This window comes from Bacteroides sp. ET71 (genome assembly GCF_023336905.1).
GTDB lineage: Bacteria > Bacteroidota > Bacteroidia > Bacteroidales > Bacteroidaceae > Bacteroides.
Genome location: NZ_JAMBLS010000024.1, coordinates 1 through 16,201, shown reverse-complemented (window position 1 = coordinate 16,201; position 16,201 = coordinate 1). Strand labels below are relative to the sequence as shown.

At 49.1% G+C, this 16,201-nt stretch carries 10 protein-coding genes; all 10 read right to left on the bottom strand.

From position 1 onward, the window contains the following. Nucleotides 1-9 precede the first annotated feature (9 nt). Complete coding sequence (locus tag M3090_RS11715; protein ID WP_249056440.1) at nucleotides 10-1,731, bottom strand: hypothetical protein; 1,722 nt, start codon at nucleotides 1,729-1,731, stop codon at nucleotides 10-12. A gap of 334 nt (nucleotides 1,732-2,065) precedes the next feature. Continuing rightward, nucleotides 2,066-2,920, bottom strand: a complete 855-nt coding sequence (locus M3090_RS11710) for a DUF4469 domain-containing protein (RefSeq protein ID WP_249056436.1) — start codon at nucleotides 2,918-2,920, stop codon at nucleotides 2,066-2,068. A gap of 247 nt (nucleotides 2,921-3,167) precedes the next feature. Next, nucleotides 3,168-4,793, bottom strand: a complete 1,626-nt coding sequence (locus M3090_RS11705) for a hypothetical protein (RefSeq protein WP_249056481.1) — start codon at nucleotides 4,791-4,793, stop codon at nucleotides 3,168-3,170. Between the two features lie 71 nt (nucleotides 4,794-4,864). Further along, on the bottom strand, nucleotides 4,865-6,601 hold the full coding sequence (locus tag M3090_RS11700) for a RagB/SusD family nutrient uptake outer membrane protein (protein WP_410553243.1): 1,737 nt from the start codon (nucleotides 6,599-6,601) through the stop codon (nucleotides 4,865-4,867). A gap of 25 nt (nucleotides 6,602-6,626) precedes the next feature. Further along, complete coding sequence (locus M3090_RS11695; protein WP_410553247.1) at nucleotides 6,627-9,572, bottom strand: SusC/RagA family TonB-linked outer membrane protein; 2,946 nt, start codon at nucleotides 9,570-9,572, stop codon at nucleotides 6,627-6,629. 66 nt (nucleotides 9,573-9,638) lie between these two features. Next, the gene (locus M3090_RS11690; protein WP_249056430.1) at nucleotides 9,639-10,820 is read right to left on the bottom strand and encodes an AGE family epimerase/isomerase; all 1,182 of its coding nucleotides are present in this window, start codon (nucleotides 10,818-10,820) and stop codon (nucleotides 9,639-9,641) included. Between the two features lie 159 nt (nucleotides 10,821-10,979). After that, complete coding sequence (locus M3090_RS11685) at nucleotides 10,980-11,897, bottom strand: dihydrodipicolinate synthase family protein (protein WP_249056427.1); 918 nt, start codon at nucleotides 11,895-11,897, stop codon at nucleotides 10,980-10,982. A gap of 39 nt (nucleotides 11,898-11,936) precedes the next feature. After that, a complete protein-coding gene (locus tag M3090_RS11680; RefSeq protein ID WP_249056424.1) occupies nucleotides 11,937-13,175 on the bottom strand; it encodes an MFS transporter in 1,239 nt (412 codons plus the stop codon). A gap of 20 nt (nucleotides 13,176-13,195) precedes the next feature. Next, nucleotides 13,196-13,642 carry a YhcH/YjgK/YiaL family protein gene (locus tag M3090_RS11675; protein WP_249056422.1) on the bottom strand — a complete coding sequence of 149 codons (447 nt, stop codon included), beginning with the start codon at nucleotides 13,640-13,642 and terminating at the stop codon, nucleotides 13,196-13,198. A 345-nt stretch (nucleotides 13,643-13,987) separates the two neighbouring features. Further along, the gene (locus M3090_RS11670; protein ID WP_249056421.1) at nucleotides 13,988-15,199 is read right to left on the bottom strand and encodes an ROK family transcriptional regulator; all 1,212 of its coding nucleotides are present in this window, start codon (nucleotides 15,197-15,199) and stop codon (nucleotides 13,988-13,990) included. Nucleotides 15,200-16,201 lie beyond the last annotated feature (1,002 nt).

The following is a 16,201-nucleotide window of genomic DNA, read 5'->3' as shown; positions in this document are numbered from 1 at the left end:
TTAAAATGATTAATTGTTGCTGATGTCTAATCCGGATGCGTCCAGGCCGGGGCCTCCGCCGCCGGTGTAGCCGTGGCTGGCTCCGTCGGCATCGGGCGAAATCCAGAAAGCGTAGAGGTCGCCCCCTTCCAGGTAGAAGCGGACTTTGATGTTCTGCCCTTGCAGGGAGGCCAGCGTGGTGTTGGCGGCCCAGCGGACGGGCAGCATTGTGCCGTCGCCCGTGAGGGGGGTGCAGTCGTCTTTCGAGAATCCGGAGAGGACGTTGCCGTCTTCGTCCAGGAGTTCGACGCGCAGTTCGCCCGTCAGGTCGGCGTTGACGAAGAAGTATTCTCCGTCGAATTTCAGCACGGGGGTGGTCAGTTCACCCGAACCGCTCATCGAGGCGAATCCGTCGCGACGGAGCGTGGCCAGTCCGGTGGTGGTGATTTCCTGGGTGCCTTGCAGGCGCCGGCCGCTGAGGTAGAAGTATAGTTCGTCGCCTACGATGAGGGGTGAGCCGACGACGGACTGGAGGTTTCCGTTGTTCCAGGCCGAGCGATTTTCGTCGACGGGCAGGAAGGGGTTCATGTCTTCGCGCAGCCAACTGTAACCGTCGCGGCTGTAGCCGAGCATGATTTGGTTGCGTTTGATGACGTTGTCCGCTGCGCAGACATCGTTCTCGGGGCCTTGCCATACGGAGAAGAGTCCGAGCATGATGCTTTCGTAGGGTGTGGCGTCGAGGTTGTAGATGCCGGGCGAGCCGTCGTTGTTGTGGTAGTAGGGGTGCGTCTGCTCATCCGGCCAGGGGCCGAACCAGAAGTATTGGAGGTCGGCCTCGACGTTGCGGTTGGACAGCGGGTCGGCGGCTTCGTAGTAGTCGCGTGCGCGGATGGTGTAGGGGTCGCTCTGGTTCAGGCGTACGTTGTGGCGCATGGACCATACCCAGACGTCGCGGAAGGGGTTTTTGTAGACGGTGGAACGGTCGGCGATGGACCCGGAGGGTGCCGACATGTCGCGCCATATCTTTCCGTCGGCCGATGTCTTGTAGTGGTACTGCCAGTTGCCTGCGCCGCCGGCCACTTGGAACATCTTGTAGCGTCGCGAGGAGTTGGTTTCCTGTTTGTCCAGCCAGATGACGGTGGCGTCGCGCTGGGTGTCGTTCTGGTCGACGATGTTGGTGCCGTCCACGACGTTCAGCGTGGGTTTCGTCCAGGTGATGCCGTCGGTGGATTCGGCGTAGCAGGTGGCGCCTTCTCCGTCGTCGCCTCCGCCGGCCATGTACCACATTTTGTACTTGCTGTCGGTTTCGTCATACCACACGCCGTCGCTGAAGGGGGCTGCAAAGGCTGCCCCGGAGGTGCCCATGCGTTCCCAGTCTTGGTCGGGTTCGAGGATGGGGTTGCCGGCGTAATAGGTGGCGTAGTGGAACTTGCGTTCGAGCGTGGTGCTCTCGACGAGGAAGTCGTCGACGAAGAGCTGGCGACCCACGGCGATGTTGACCACGGCTGGCTTGGAGGTGGTCAGGTAGTAGGGTGTCATGCCGGCGCGTATGTCCGAGGAGTACGAACGGCGGGGCGGCCACTGGTCGGGCAGCTTGATGCCGTTGTACAGCGTGTTCGGATCTTCGGGCGTCACGGGCACCTCGGGGTCCGGGTCGGGTGTGGGTCCGGAGCCGCCCGGGTTGTCGTCGCTGCATCCGGCGGGAAGCAGGAAGAGCAACGAGGCTATCGAAAAAATCCAAAGTTTCTTCATATTATTCGCTGTTTTAGAGTTTTCTTTTCTATCTGTCATTCTGAACGCTGTCGAGATATCTCTCTATGGCTTTGTCCTTGTGACTGGGCCGGAAGGAGATGTTTCGACTCCGCTGCGCACCCCCTCTTTACTCCCCCGTTATCGGGGGAGAACAACGCTCAACATGACAGATACATTACAAATACGTCAATATTACTGTCGAGGGGTGTTTCAGATTACTATCTGAGATTACTTCAGATTACTATCTGAGATTACTTCAGATTACTATCTGAGGTTACTTCAGATTACTATCTGAGGTTACTTCAGATTACTATCTGAGATTGCTTCAGATTATTTATCCAAAGGTTCCTTGTCCGGAATCGTCATCGTCTTCACCCGGAATAGAGGTGCCTGTTTCACCAATGACAAAATTCTCGTCCATCGTCACCGTACGCGATACTTTCAGCAGGTTACCGCTGTTCCCCAATTGCGTGCACAGTTTCACGCTCCACACGCTGCCATCGGGTGCATCAGACGGCATCACAAAACCCACACGTGCCGATGTGTTGGGATAGAGCTTCTTCACGGGGAAGAAATACGTCGTCCCCTCGCTACCGTCCACGCGGGTGATGGTGACGCCGATGTCGGCCCCGTCGCCGCCCACCTTGATGTTGCGACCCTTGATGACGCAGACCTGGCCCGCGCTGACGGGCACGCCTTCGCCGCGGGTGACGGCGTCGGGGTGGTCGGCATCGTGCGCGCTGACCACGGCGTAGAGCTGCGGCCCGGCAGTCGCTTTCTGCACCTCGACGTCAATCTCGGCGTCGGCCAGGGCCTGGCGCATCTCGTCGCTCATCGAATATTTCACACCCAGCGTCAGGCGCGAACGGTCGATGGCTTCGTTCAGCTCCGACTCCATGAACACGCCCTGCGCCGTGGGGCGGAAATAACCCAGCGGGGTGCTCACGCTGTAACCGGCCGAGAGGAACCACATCATGCGCTTCATCAGGTCGCGGCCCGTGCGGGCAATGTCTTCGGCATCTTCCTGGCGGGCGCTCAGCGCGGCCACTTCGGCGGCCAGGTCGTCCAGCGAGAGGCACTTCTGCAACTTCGGCTGCAGGTAGTAGTCGTCTTTCACATCGGTGGTCAGCGACAGCTCCAGAGCTTTCAACAGGAACTTCGCTTTTTGAGTTGGTTCTTTGGTTGACATAGCTATTAAATTTTAAAAGCCCCCTCCCTCCTCCCCCCGTGAGGGAGGGGACGCGTACATACATTATTTCAATCTTCCCCTTCCGATGCCCACTTTCCTCCCCACCGGGGAAGGTTAGGGAGAGGCTTGGGAAGGGCTGTTATAAAAGCGGGCGGGGTGCAAACTTCAGAGATATATCATGGCAAATATAACCTGTTTTGAAACCATCACTTAAATTTAGTGCTGCGTCCCCGCCCTGTACCTTTTCTCACGGACGGTCTACCCCGCAGGCATTCAGCCCCGGGCCTCCGCCGGCAGTATAGCCACGGCTCTCGCCCGACTGCCAGGGCGAAATCCAGAAAGCATACAAGTCACCGTTCGTCAGGTAGAACTTCGCGCGGATGACCTTGCCCTTCAACGACGAGAGGTCAGCGTTGTTCTTCCACGTCACCAGTTGCTTCGTGCTGTCGGCCTTCTTCATCACCACACAATCCTTCTTCGTAAATCCGGGGATAGGCGTGCCCTGCTCGTCCAGCAACTCCACGGCCAACTGCGCCTTCTTCGCCTTCACGTCGGCATTGACAAAGAAATACTTGCCGTCGAACGACAACTTCTCCGTGGTCAGCGTCCCCTCTTCCCGTCCGGCACGCATCGACACGAAACCATCGCGGCGCAACGTAGCCAATCCGGTAGACGTATAACTGTCCCACATAATCTTGTTCAACCTCCGGCCGCTGCTGTAAAAGTAGAGCGAATCGCCCACGATGAGGGGCACACCGTTGATGGACTGCATGTTACCCCAGTTCCACGCACCCTCCGTCTCGTTCACGTCCATAAACGCCTCGTGCGTGGGGCGCGAGAAGTGGAAACCGTCGCGGCTGTAACCCAACGACACCACATTGCGCTTCTGGATGCCGTCGCGCTTGCAGATGTCATTCTCCGGGCCACACCACGCGCTGTACAATCCCAACATGATGCTCTCGTAAGCAATGGCATCGAAGTTATAGATGCCCGGCTCCACCTCCGGATACTTCGGGTGACGCAGCTCCTTGTCGTCCGGCGTAAACCAGAAGTGCACGAACTTGTCGGGCACGTCGCGACGCATACGGTGCGCCAGGCTGACCAGCATCTCCGGGTCGCTGTGTTCCAGGTAAGCACGGCTGCGGTAAGACACCGGCGTACTGTACCTCATGCTCAACGCCCACTTCCCGGTGAAAGGATTGTAGAAGGCCGACGTGCGGTCATACAAGTCGCCGCTCTGCGCCACGCCTTCCGACCAATGGATGCCATCGGCGCTATACTTCAAGATGCACGACCAGCGGCTGTCCAGCGGACGACGTTCTACGTTGAAGAACTTCCAGCGCTTGGCAGGGTCCTTCTCCATCCGGTCCAGCCATACAGTGGCCGCGTCGCGGTTGCACGTATCCACAATGTTCGTGCCCGGCACCAAGTCCAGCGTAGGCTTCGTCCAGTGCTTCCCGTCTTCCGACTCGGCATAGCAAGTGTAGAACGTCTGGTTCGATTGCTTGTGAATCGTCCCGGCCCCGGCCAGATACCACATACGGAACTTGCCCGTCTGGTCGTCATACCAGATACCGTCGCTGAAGGGCGAAGCATACGGAGCTCCCTCGGTCGTCTCCTCCCACTTCTCCGTCGGCTCCAGCACCGGATTGCCCGCATAGAAGTTAGGTTTGTGATAGACCGGCACCAATGTCGTCTCCTCAATCAGAAAACTGTCCACAAACAACTGCCGCCCCGTGTTGACGGGAATCACCTCAGGTTTCTGCTGCAAATAAGGGACGGGCATCTCTTTCCGCTCTGCCGGTACCTCGTAGCGCGGCGGCCACTGGGCAGGCAGTTCGATACCGTTGCTCAACGTAGTCTGGGCCGTCATTCCCAACGGAAATGCCAGCAGGCAAGCTAAAGCATATATCAATCGTTTCATATTCATTCAAACAATAAAGATTAATAACCGGGATTTTGCTTGATATTCGGGTTAGAATTGATTTCGTTGATAGGAATGGGCAACCACTCATGCTTGTTCGTCGTGAAGCCTTCGTAGTCCGTGGCCGAAATGAACTTCTTGAAATTCGGGTCTTCACGCGTCAACGTCTGGAAGCGTGTGGCCAGTTCACCCCAACGCAGCAGGTCATAGAAACGGTGCCCTTCCAACGACAGCTCGAGTATGCGCTCATGCTTCACGTCGTCCATCGTTACATTATCCAGATCCGGCATGTTCGCTCTTCCGCGCACACGATTGACAGCTTGCGTCGGTGTCAACGAACCCTGTTGTCCGCCGCTCAGCACAGCCTCGGCATACATCAGCAGCACATCGGCAAAACGTAAGTAACGCCAGTTGACGCCATGGGCACGCGGCTGATTGTAGACATATTCCTGAGTACCGGCACCCACACCTGTCATACGGGGCGAGCCGTCGCCGTTGGTCAGCGTAGGCATGGACAAATCCAGACCTTTCTTGATACCGGCCTTGAAGGGGTGTGCCAATTGATTGGCTACCGTAGCGAAACCTTCGGCCTCATCCGTCGGCGGATACATATCTTCCCAGTGCCAGCCTCCGGGGCCTTCCAGGCGGATAGGATCGCCGTTGGCATCCTGATGCAGATGAATCTCCTCTTTCTGGTCATCGAACATCAGCGTAGAGAACATGCGGATATCCGTGCAGCCGTCCTTGTCAATCGAGTTGACGAACTCTTCGTACAGCCAGTCATGAACCACTCCTTCGTAACCGACACCGGCACCCGGGAACATCAGACCACGGCTGTCGAAAGCCAAGCCGGAAGTAGCCGTACCGGGATTGAACGTATTGTTCTCCACATCACCTAAGAACTGTATCTCCAAGATGGATTCATCGTTGTTGTTCTCATGCGCAATGTCGAAATTATCACTATAGTCATCTGCCAAATCATAAGTACCATACGTGCCCTTGATAATCTCATCGAACTCTTGCACGGCTTCATTGTAGAACGTGGTCTTATCCGTGCCGTAATGCGTCTCAATGCCGCTGCGGTACAAGTAGCACAGGCCCGAAAGGGCAGCGGCAGCTCCGCGAGTCACGCGTCCGGCTTGGTCTCCTGTCCAATAGCCCTTATTAGGCAAGTAGGTCTTGGCATTCGCCAAATCCTCTTGGATAAAGTCCCACACAGCCTCAGGTGCCTCCGGTGCACGCACGTAATCCGCAGAATTACGCGGCATCTGACGAATCGGACATACCTGACGGAAGTTAATCAGCAAGTAGTAGTGGGCAAAAGCACGCCAGAAATAGGCTTCACCCAAATAAGCGTCACGCAATTCTTCCTCTCCCGTGAAATCCACGTTTCCAATCGTCTCAATAACGTATGACGCTTGTGATGCTGTCGTGTACATCAACGTAAAAGGTTGTTCGATGGTATAATAACTGGCATTAAGGTCGCTGCCATACATACCGGGCTTTCCATAATCACTGTTGGATGAAGCCTCGTCTCCACGGATAATCTGAGTCTTAGAACCAGAAGCTCCCAGACAACGTTGAGTAGAAATGTAGCCGTATAATGTCATCACGGCATCGTTTACAGCCTCAGGCGTCGTAAAATACGCATCCATACTGGGCTGGTTGGGATTGATGGCCAGATCTTCAAAAATGCCATCACAGCTCGACATCGCCATGCCTCCTCCAATCAGGAGAATAGCGGCTAATCTTGTCATATTTTTCATAATCATGGTGTTTTAATTAGAAGGAAGCATTGAAACCAAAGGTATAAGTGCGGGCGTTCGGATAAGACGAATTATCGATACCGCGAGAGAACAATACGTTCGAACTAACTTCAGGATCGTATCCAGAGTAATCCGTAATCGTAAAGAGGTTCTGCACACCCACATAGAAACGGAGGTTGTTGAAGCCCATCTTGTCCAGGCATTTCTTTGGCAACGTATAACCAATCTGGAAGTTCTTACAACGGAAATAAGCACCGTTCTCAATATAGAACTCACTCGGCAGAGAGTTGCCTCCATTAGTATTCTCAGTTTTCATGATAGGAATGTTCGTATTTTTGTTCGTCTCGCTCCAAGCGTTCAACACGTCCGTCACGCAGTTGTTGGAGTAGTCGAAGTAATACGTGTACTTCATTTGATTGAAGATTTCATTGCCTGCCACTCCTTGGAAGAACATTGTCAGGTCAAAATCCTTGTATGTCATGTTGATGTTCAATCCATAGCTGAAGTCCGGAATAGGATTACCCAAAATGACCTTGTCTTCTGCATTCACAATGCCATTGTTATCTGTATCTGAGAAAATAAAGTCACCGTTCGCATCGAACCCGTCGATACGATAACCATAGAACGAGCCTATCGGATGCCCCGGCATGGTAATAGACGGAGAATCATTAAAATAGCTGGACATAGCACCCGAAGTAATCGGCTGAACATTATCACCCAAAGCCAGCACCTTGTTCTTCAAAGTAGAAAAGTTGAACGAAGCATCAATGCTGAAGTCACGCGTCAGTTGCTTGCGATAATTCATCAAGAACTCCCAACCAGTATTCTTCACCGAAGCCGAGTTCACATAAGGTTTCTCACTGGAACTGTTGATTTCAAATACCTGGCCTGAAGACAGATTCAAATCTATCTGTGCCAACAGGTCTACATTCTTCTTGATGAAGTAATCCACCTGCACCGTGAGGTCATTATTCAAAAAGCCCAATTCAATACCGATGTCCGTCGTCTTAGCCGTTTCCCAAGTCAAATCGCGAGATTTTAGATAAGCAGCACGTCCATCCACATAACGGTTTCCACCCAACGTATAAGGGATAGGACCGAAGGCTATGGGGTCGAAGTTGTACGGGTCCAAGAAGTTGGCTCCCAACTCTCCATAACTACCACGTATCTTCAGTTTGCTTATCACCGGATTCTCGAACCATTCTTCTTGATGCAAGTTCCAGCCTGCCGAAATAGAGGGGAAATAACCTACACGATTATCTTTGTAGAACTTAGAGGATTCATCGCGACGGATACTGGCAGACAACAGGTATTTACCTTCATAATCATAGTTCAAACGAGCGAAGAATGACAACAATGCGGCATTAGAATCGCCAGCCGATATGCGTCCGTCAATATCCTGAAACCCAGTAATGTTTGTTGCACCCAAATCATCAATAGTAGCAATAGACATATTACGGCTGTATTCGCGCATCCAGCTTGTACCCAACAGAGCATCCACATGATGGCCGTTAAACGTCTGATTGTAAGTCAACAAGTTATCAATAGTATAGGTAAATTCTTCACTTCTTGATTCAGAAACACTGTTCTCTGTATTACTATAATCTATATCCACAGTTCCATCTTCAAACCATCTCGTATCATACTGCGGAGTATGTGTATAATTATGTCCTGCGCTATAATTGCCACTAACTGACAATTTATATTTCAATCCCTTCCAGATATCAAGTTCGGCATTCAATGCTCCGATGATTTCCGTCACTTTATTATATCTGTCCGAATATTCCAATGAAGCAAACGGGTTTTTAGATTGTCCATCTTCTGGATTTATATAGTAATCCGGTCCACCGGACACCAATCGACCTTCATTATCATAAATAGGTAAAGTAGGCAGTTTGATGTTGAAGGCTGTTGTAGGCGTCTGGTCTCTGTGCGAAATAGCCACGTTCTCCGACAACGAAAATATACCTTTCTTATAAGAAGAATTCAGACGGAAGTTATAACGCTTGTAATCTGAATAAACAGTCATACCTGTTTGATCCAAATAGCCAATACTTGTGCTGAAAGTAGAATTTTCACCACCACCTGAAATACTAGCGTTCAAATTCCACATGGGAGCAAATTGGAGCCATTCATCAGCCCAATCTGTGTCTACATTTGGATAAGTAGGATTGTCATTTTCCGGTGCATGAGCCATACCACTATTGTCTGCCACCATATTGGCAAACTCTCTCCACTGACTGGCATTCAGAAAATCAGGAATATTGGTTGGAGTCTGGACAGCAAACGAGCCATTTATCTCAACTACCGGTTTCCCTGATTTACCACGCTTGGTAGTGATCAGCACTACACCATTGGCTGCACGAGAACCATAAATAGCAGCAGCGGCACCGTCTTTCAAAATTTCAATCGATTCAATATCGTTAGGATTGATAGAAGTCAGCCCATTGTTACTGAAAGCACCGTCTATCACATACAAAGGTTCTGTTGCACCAAAGGAAGCTGCACCACGCACCAATATATTAACATCAGCGCCAGCTACACCTGCTTGTTGAACAATATCTACGCCTGGCATACGGCCCTGCAAAGTAGAAGCGACATTAGACGACATGGTCTTGACGATTTCTTTACTGGATACCGATGATACGGAAGCCGTCATACTAGACTTTTTCTGTACACCATAACCTACGACAACCACTTCATCCAACTGTTCGGCGTCTTCTGACATTGTAACGTTTAGAGTAGTTTTGCCGCCCACAGACACTTCTTGCGTTTTATAGCCAATGTAACTGAACACAAGCGTAGGATTTTCGGAAGTTAACTTCAGGCTAAAATTGCCATCCATATCAGTGATGACACCGTTGGTGGTGCCCTTCTCAAGAATGGAAACGCCAATCAATGGCTGGCCGAGATCATCGACCACTGTTCCGGTCACAGTCCGTTGTTGCGCAAAGGCCAGCATGTAGGTACAAAGGCAACAGATAATTAATAGATACTTTTTCATGATAAAAAAGATTTGAGTGAATAATTAAATAGAACATATCTTTTGGCAAAGTTCATAGCCGTACATCATCATCCGCGGGATATGGAACGGTCCTTTGAAGAGGTTGCCCTTGGCCGGTTGAGCCACGGTGCCGTCGCGATGTAGGTAACCGTACCATTCGCCATAGTCCGGGTCGGGGAAATGGCTGTAGGTCCAATCGCTGGCCATCCGGTGCATGAGGATGTACTTCTCGTCCCGCGTGGCCAGGTAGGCGTAGAGGGAGGCAATGATGGCTTCGCACTGGGGCCACCAGAACTTCATGTCCTGCGAGTAGTCCTGCACGGGCAGGTTGCGACAGTCGCGGAAGTTGATGAGGCCGCCGTAGGCTTTGTCCCAACCCCAGTCCCACGACCAATCGAGGATTTGGAGGGCCAGGTCGGTCAGGTCCTTGTCCCAGTTCCGGTAGCGGGCTTCTTCAAGCAGAAACCATGACGTCTCGATGCAGTGGCCGGGATTGATGAGGCGGCCGTTGCAGGTGTCGATGAACTCGCCGTTGGCACCTACCGTCTCCAGCAGAGCCTTGAACTCGGGATGTACGTGATAGGTCCGCAGGTCGTGGATGGACTGGTCAATCTGCTCGTCCAGCTCGGGATCGGAGATGGCGGCACGGATGCGTGAGGCGGTGTTAATGAGAATCATCGTAAGCGAGTGTCCACGGGTCTGCACTGCGGGCAGGTACTTGGGCTCCAGCACGCCGGGCGTGGCTACCCAACGGCGGATGTTGCGGAAAAGGTCCAAAGCCTTCTCGGCATACGACTTGTCGCCCGAGGCGATGGCATACTCGGACATGGCGATGGCGGCGAAGGTCTCGGAGAATACGTAGCGGCGCTTGCGCAGAGGCGTGCCCTCGGCACTGACCTCGAAGTACATGCGCCCGTCGGTGTCCGTGCAGTGCTGCTTGATGAAGTCGATGCAACTCTTCGAAGCGGCCAGCCACTCGGGGTTGCGCTCGATATGATTGTAAGCGTATGCGGCGATGAAGCCGAAGCGCCCTTGGAACCAGACGGACTTGGTGCCGTCCATCAGGCTGCCGTCGCGATTGACACAGGTGTAGACTCCCCCATGCTCGCGGTCCAAGCCATGCTCCATCCAGAAAGGCAGGATGTTGCGGGTCAGATCGTCGCGGTAGGAAGCGGCCCAGGTTTGCAGGTAATTCTTTATATCCATAAGGGGTAGAATTTATAATTGATAATTTAATAGTTGACAAGGGAACGAGTTAACAAGTCAACAAGGCTTCGTTATGGTTGACAAATTGACTAGGGATAAGTTCTGTTCTTGTAGCCTCGTTAACTTGTTTCCTCGTCAACTAAACTCCCATTTTCATACTCAGAACCGATTGCAGCGGTCGAAGAAGCCAATGGCATCGAGCTGCGCCTTCATGCAGGCCTCTTCTTCGTCGGTCATGTTCTGGAAAGGCGTGCGGTTCTTGCCGAGGTCCAGGCCGATGAGCTTCATGATACGCTTGCCGGCGACGATGTTGCCGCGGTAATTGCAGATGACGTTGATGACCTCTTGCGAGAAGTTCTGACGTTCGCGGGCCAGGTCGAGGTTGCCGCTCTTCCAAGCTTCGATGATACCCACCAGCTCACGGCCATTATAATTGGTCGTGCCGCCGATACCACCTTGTGCGCCGCCCATGGCCAGGCAGGGGAGGATAGTCTCGTCCTGACCGTGCAGCATATCATACTTGCCATTCTTGTAGAGGCGACATTGATTGTACTCGTACATGCTTTCGAAGGTATATTTGATGCCGGCGAAGTTTGGTACACGTCCGTCCACAGCTTCAAGCAACTTCACCATCGACAGATAGGCACCGTTGAAGGCGGGGATGTGGTAGTAGTAGAAAGGTAAGTCGGGAGCACCGGCAGCAATCTCTTCGATGTACTTCACCAACTCCTCGATGCGGCCAATCTTCGGGAAAGGGGGAGCCATGGCACCCACACCCCAGGCACCCATCTTCTGGGCATGTTCGGCCAGCAGGCGACTGGACTTCACGCAGCAGCTACCCACATGTACAATAACCTTGAAGCCTTCCGGAGCTACCTCCAGCCAACGTTCGACCAGCTTCATGCGCTCTTCTTCAGTCAACATGTAGCCCTCGCCGGATGAACCATTAATAAAAACGCCCTTCAGACCATTCTTCTGAAGCATTTTCGCATAGGCCTCGATAGGCTCATAATTCACTTCGCCATTCTCGTAAAACGGGGTGAACGGCGCATCAATCAATCCAAGAATCTTTTCCATAATCAGTTGTTTTTAAAGGTAAATTATTAAAATTTGGTATTATACCATATTATCTGTTTTCGGCCGCAGGAAATAGAGTTGCAAGCTCACAGCCACCAGCACAAAGATGCTCAGCATGGCGAAACCCAAGCCCAGATTGCCACCGTCGGTCCATTTGCCCAGCACCTGGGTCACCGCTGCGCCAGCAAAAACCCCGGTCATGTTCATCAATCCATAGGCCGTGCCACGATATTTGGCTGAAACAAACTGGCAAAGGATAGGCATATTATTCGTGTCGAACATGCCATAACCGATGCCAAACAGCAGGCCCGAGCCTACCACAGCTATCAAGCTATGACCGAAACCCAGCAACAACAGGGCGGGAATCATTAATCCTAAGCCAATGGCACCCGTGTAGACACGACCGCGCAAGTTGCGCTGCACCCAGCGGTCGCTCATGATACCGCCGATAATGACACCAATGAATGAAGATACAGCAATGGTAATCGTAGAGATGGGACCGGCTTGTGACATTGGAATACCCAAGCTTTCGGAGAACAACGTAGGCGACCAGTTTTTGATGGCCCAACCTGGCAGACTCGGTGCGGCAAAGTAAAAGAGGATTATCCAGAAAGCCCACGTGGAGAACAACACGCCTAGACCGGCAAAGAGCGAGGGTTTCTTCTCTTTCGGTCCTTCAGCCAGTTTCTCAGCCCGGATGCCGTGGTTAGGATTCTCGTGCAGTAATAACATCAACACCAATGAATAGACCACACCAATAATACCAAACCAGTGGAAGGTGGAGTGCCAGGAGAACATGGCCGCAATTGTTGCACCAAAACCGCCAACCGCTTGCCCCACATAAAGCCCGGTCATATGGATACCGATAGCCAGTGAACGGGACTTACCTGGATGCCAGTCGGCAATTAAAGAAAGAGCAGAAGGTATATAAAGAGCTTCGCTCACCCCCATAACGGCACGAAGCCAATAGAGTTGGTGAAAGGTATCGGCATAACCCATCATCCACGTGACAAATGACCATACGAACAAACTACCCACCACAAGCCACTTACGGCTCATACGATCGGCCACCATACCCGCCACAGGACTAAGGAAGCCGTAAATCCAAAGAAAGACGGCCATCAGCGCGCCAAACGCCTCAGCCTTGTTCAATTCGACAATGTCAGCTTTCATCGCCTCCTGCATGGTAGAAAGCATTTGACGATCCATGTAATTCAATAGGGCCACAACCCAAAGAAGGCCCACCACAACCCAAGGATAAAACTTGCTGTTTTTCATGATGTATATTTTATAAAACGTTACAATTTTACCTTAGCTATCAGTTTACGAATTTTTCCTTGTCCAATGAGCGGTGCATGCGGATCTTCTGGATAAACTATCACAAACTGGCCCGGCTTCAAATCTACATAAACATCAGCCATTTCGGCATAGAGTGCGCAATCAGATTCAGCATCATAAGCCTTTGTCTCATTTGTTACATCTTCCAAAGCTTTCCAGCCTATACGCTCTTTACCCTCCAACAGTATATGCACATCAATATATTGCCGATGTACCTCCAAAGGCTGGCGAACAGCATCTACTCCTTCAGCCTCTACATTGTTCACATACAGGTCATCCCCGTCAATTACCACACGTCCAAGTTCCATATGAAGCAAATCATGAGACTTCACATAGTCAAACAAGACCTTAAATAACGGATGAAGTGACTCTATCCGCTGACTGTTTAGCAAATCAGAAATTACCATCTCTACATATTTTTATAAGTAATACATTTATGGGCACAAATATATTCTATATTTTAATAACAAACAAATAAATAATAAATTATTTATGTTTTATAATTCAAATAATAAAATATTTCTTGCAAAATAAGGCTATGATAACAAAAAGAGTAACTATATACTATCATTTATAAAGCAAACATCCATGTTAATTCTTTATCGTATACTTGAAATAAATCACATACTTATGAATCATGTATTATTAATATATTTTTCTGATTCACATTAATGAACAAAAAAAGCGGGGAATCCATCTTCTAACATGGATTCCCCGCTTTTATTAAAACAAATAATATAATAGTGCTGCTATCAACCCTCTAATACGTGACTTCGAGCCAGCATGCAAGCCCCCATCACACCTGCTTTTCCTTTTAACTTAGATAAAACAATAATAGAATCTTTGCTAACTAAATTGAGAGAATATTTCCGCACTGAAATTTTAATAGGCTGCAAAATATACTCATCAGTCTGAGCCAACGTACCTCCTATGATTACTAATTCTGGATTAAACAAATTGATTAATCCAGCAATATGTTTCCCCAATTTAAGGCCTATTTCCTCTAAAATATCAATACACAACAAATCTTCTTTATTGACAGCTTCAATAATCTCATTCAACGTCAGAGGATTTTTCACATTCAATACTCGGTCAGAAAGAATAGAGCGTTCACCGCGACGAATACGTTCAATCAAGATTCGATGTAAAGCAGAACCAGATGCCTCTGTCTCCAAACACCCTTTCTTACCGCAATGACAAATCACCTCGTTATCAAAAGCATTAACGTGCCCAAATTCACCAGAAAAGCCTGATTTTCCTGTATACATCTTTCCATTAATAATAATGCCAAGTCCAAGCCCCCAACTAAGATTAATAAACAACACATCTTTTTCACCCTTGCCACATCCCTGCAAGTATTCTCCATAAGCCATAGCCCTTGTATCATTATCAATGCAAACCGGATAACCAATCTTGCGACTCAAGACATCGGCCAAAGGTTCTTCTGAAAAATTAAAGATACTATAGCTATAACCAGACTCAGGATTTACACGACCTGATATATTTACACAGATATTCAAGATTTTTTCTGCATCCTCCGAGTTAACTTGATGGATAAAGTTCTTCACCAAATCACACAAAGCCTCAAGAGCTTCTGGTGTATTTTCGAACTTATAAGGCTGACTCATTTTCAAATCAACCATATCACCTTTAAAATTGATAAGCCCTATGTCAACACTAAACTTCTTGATATCCACACCTACAAAATATCCCGATTCTGGATTCAGGCCATATAAAATGGGGTGACGTCCACCATCTGTCTCTAACTTCCCATAGTCTTTTATATAGCCGGCCGCACACATTTCATTAATAAATTTAGCAACGGTAGGCACACTCAGGTTCAATACTTTAGATAAATCTACAATGGTCGAGCCTCCATTATAAATATAATATGTGAGGATTTTTTTCTTCAAAATAGCATTTTTGCCACCTTGTCCTATTTCCTTTAAAAAATCATGCGCCATAAATCCTGTTTTGTTATATTGTACAAAGTTAGGAAAATATCTATGAACCTACACATATTTCCGAGAAAAACTTTATTTACATCCGAAAGAAGCTGCGATTTTTTTCGAAAACATTAAATCATTATCTTTGCCCACCAGTAACTAATAAAAATTTTAGGTGATTATATACGACAATCCCTAAATTTTGCCACAGCAAACCTTTCCTCCTCTGAAGTAGTTACGTGACGGAGTTTGGGTATGCCACGCTTTTTTCGGGGCATGGATTATGTATTCAAGTGATAAGGATAACGGTGGGCGTGGCTCTAAAATTCAAATAAATATGCCTGAGCATAACAAAATTAGGAATAGTGATGCCGAAGTATGGCAAAGTATTTGTTCCATATCCTTGCTTCTTTGGCTAAATGGACATAATACTGTTTTTTGTCATCTTCTTGGACTATACCAGTAAGATTGAATTAAAAGTAGTAGTTATAAGGTTATTCAAAGATGCTGTAAAGACAGTTCTTGCAAATCGTTCTGTTTCATATTCGCTTTGTTTTTAAGTTGATTAAAATACGATGGCATTTACGATTGCAAAATTGGTGGTTCTGCGATTGCAAAGGTATGAAAAATGAACGAGCCACGAAAGGAATGTCTGTGAAAGATGTTCCTTTCTTTGTTTAACGTATGATAGAGCAATAAACGGCAAAGTTTACGGTAAAAAAGGAACTAAACAACTTTATAATACGCAGCGCAGTTACTTCCCATTGTTCATGAGAGTTGCGTTCCAAACGGCTAAATAAGAAAATGTACCTTTTCATATTATCGGCGTTTTTTAGGCATTTAGAGTGCCTCAATTTTGTTGGAAGTTTTTTTTTACAAAGGCACTATAAAATATTTTGTGTAAATGGAAATACGGGATTCAAGTTAGAGTCTCGTATTTTTATTTTATACATTTGCAAAATGAAGAAGCTCATGAAAGAAAAGAATCAAGCAGTGCCCGATGAGGTGTTAAATAAGGAA

Coding starts and splice junctions, on each gene's coding strand:
- M3090_RS11715 (WP_249056440.1), bottom strand. CDS start 1,731: ATGAAGAAACTTTGGATTTTTTCGATAGCCTCGTTGCTCTTCCTGCTT.
- M3090_RS11710 (WP_249056436.1), bottom strand. CDS start 2,920: ATGTCAACCAAAGAACCAACTCAAAAAGCGAAGTTCCTGTTGAAAGCT.
- M3090_RS11705 (WP_249056481.1), bottom strand. CDS start 4,793: ATGACGGCCCAGACTACGTTGAGCAACGGTATCGAACTGCCTGCCCAG.
- M3090_RS11700 (WP_410553243.1), bottom strand. CDS start 6,601: ATGACAAGATTAGCCGCTATTCTCCTGATTGGAGGAGGCATGGCGATG.
- M3090_RS11695 (WP_410553247.1), bottom strand. CDS start 9,572: ATGCTGGCCTTTGCGCAACAACGGACTGTGACCGGAACAGTGGTCGAT.
- M3090_RS11690 (WP_249056430.1), bottom strand. CDS start 10,820: ATGGATATAAAGAATTACCTGCAAACCTGGGCCGCTTCCTACCGCGAC.
- M3090_RS11685 (WP_249056427.1), bottom strand. CDS start 11,897: ATGGAAAAGATTCTTGGATTGATTGATGCGCCGTTCACCCCGTTTTAC.
- M3090_RS11680 (WP_249056424.1), bottom strand. CDS start 13,175: ATGAAAAACAGCAAGTTTTATCCTTGGGTTGTGGTGGGCCTTCTTTGG.
- M3090_RS11675 (WP_249056422.1), bottom strand. CDS start 13,642: ATGGTAATTTCTGATTTGCTAAACAGTCAGCGGATAGAGTCACTTCAT.
- M3090_RS11670 (WP_249056421.1), bottom strand. CDS start 15,199: ATGGCGCATGATTTTTTAAAGGAAATAGGACAAGGTGGCAAAAATGCT.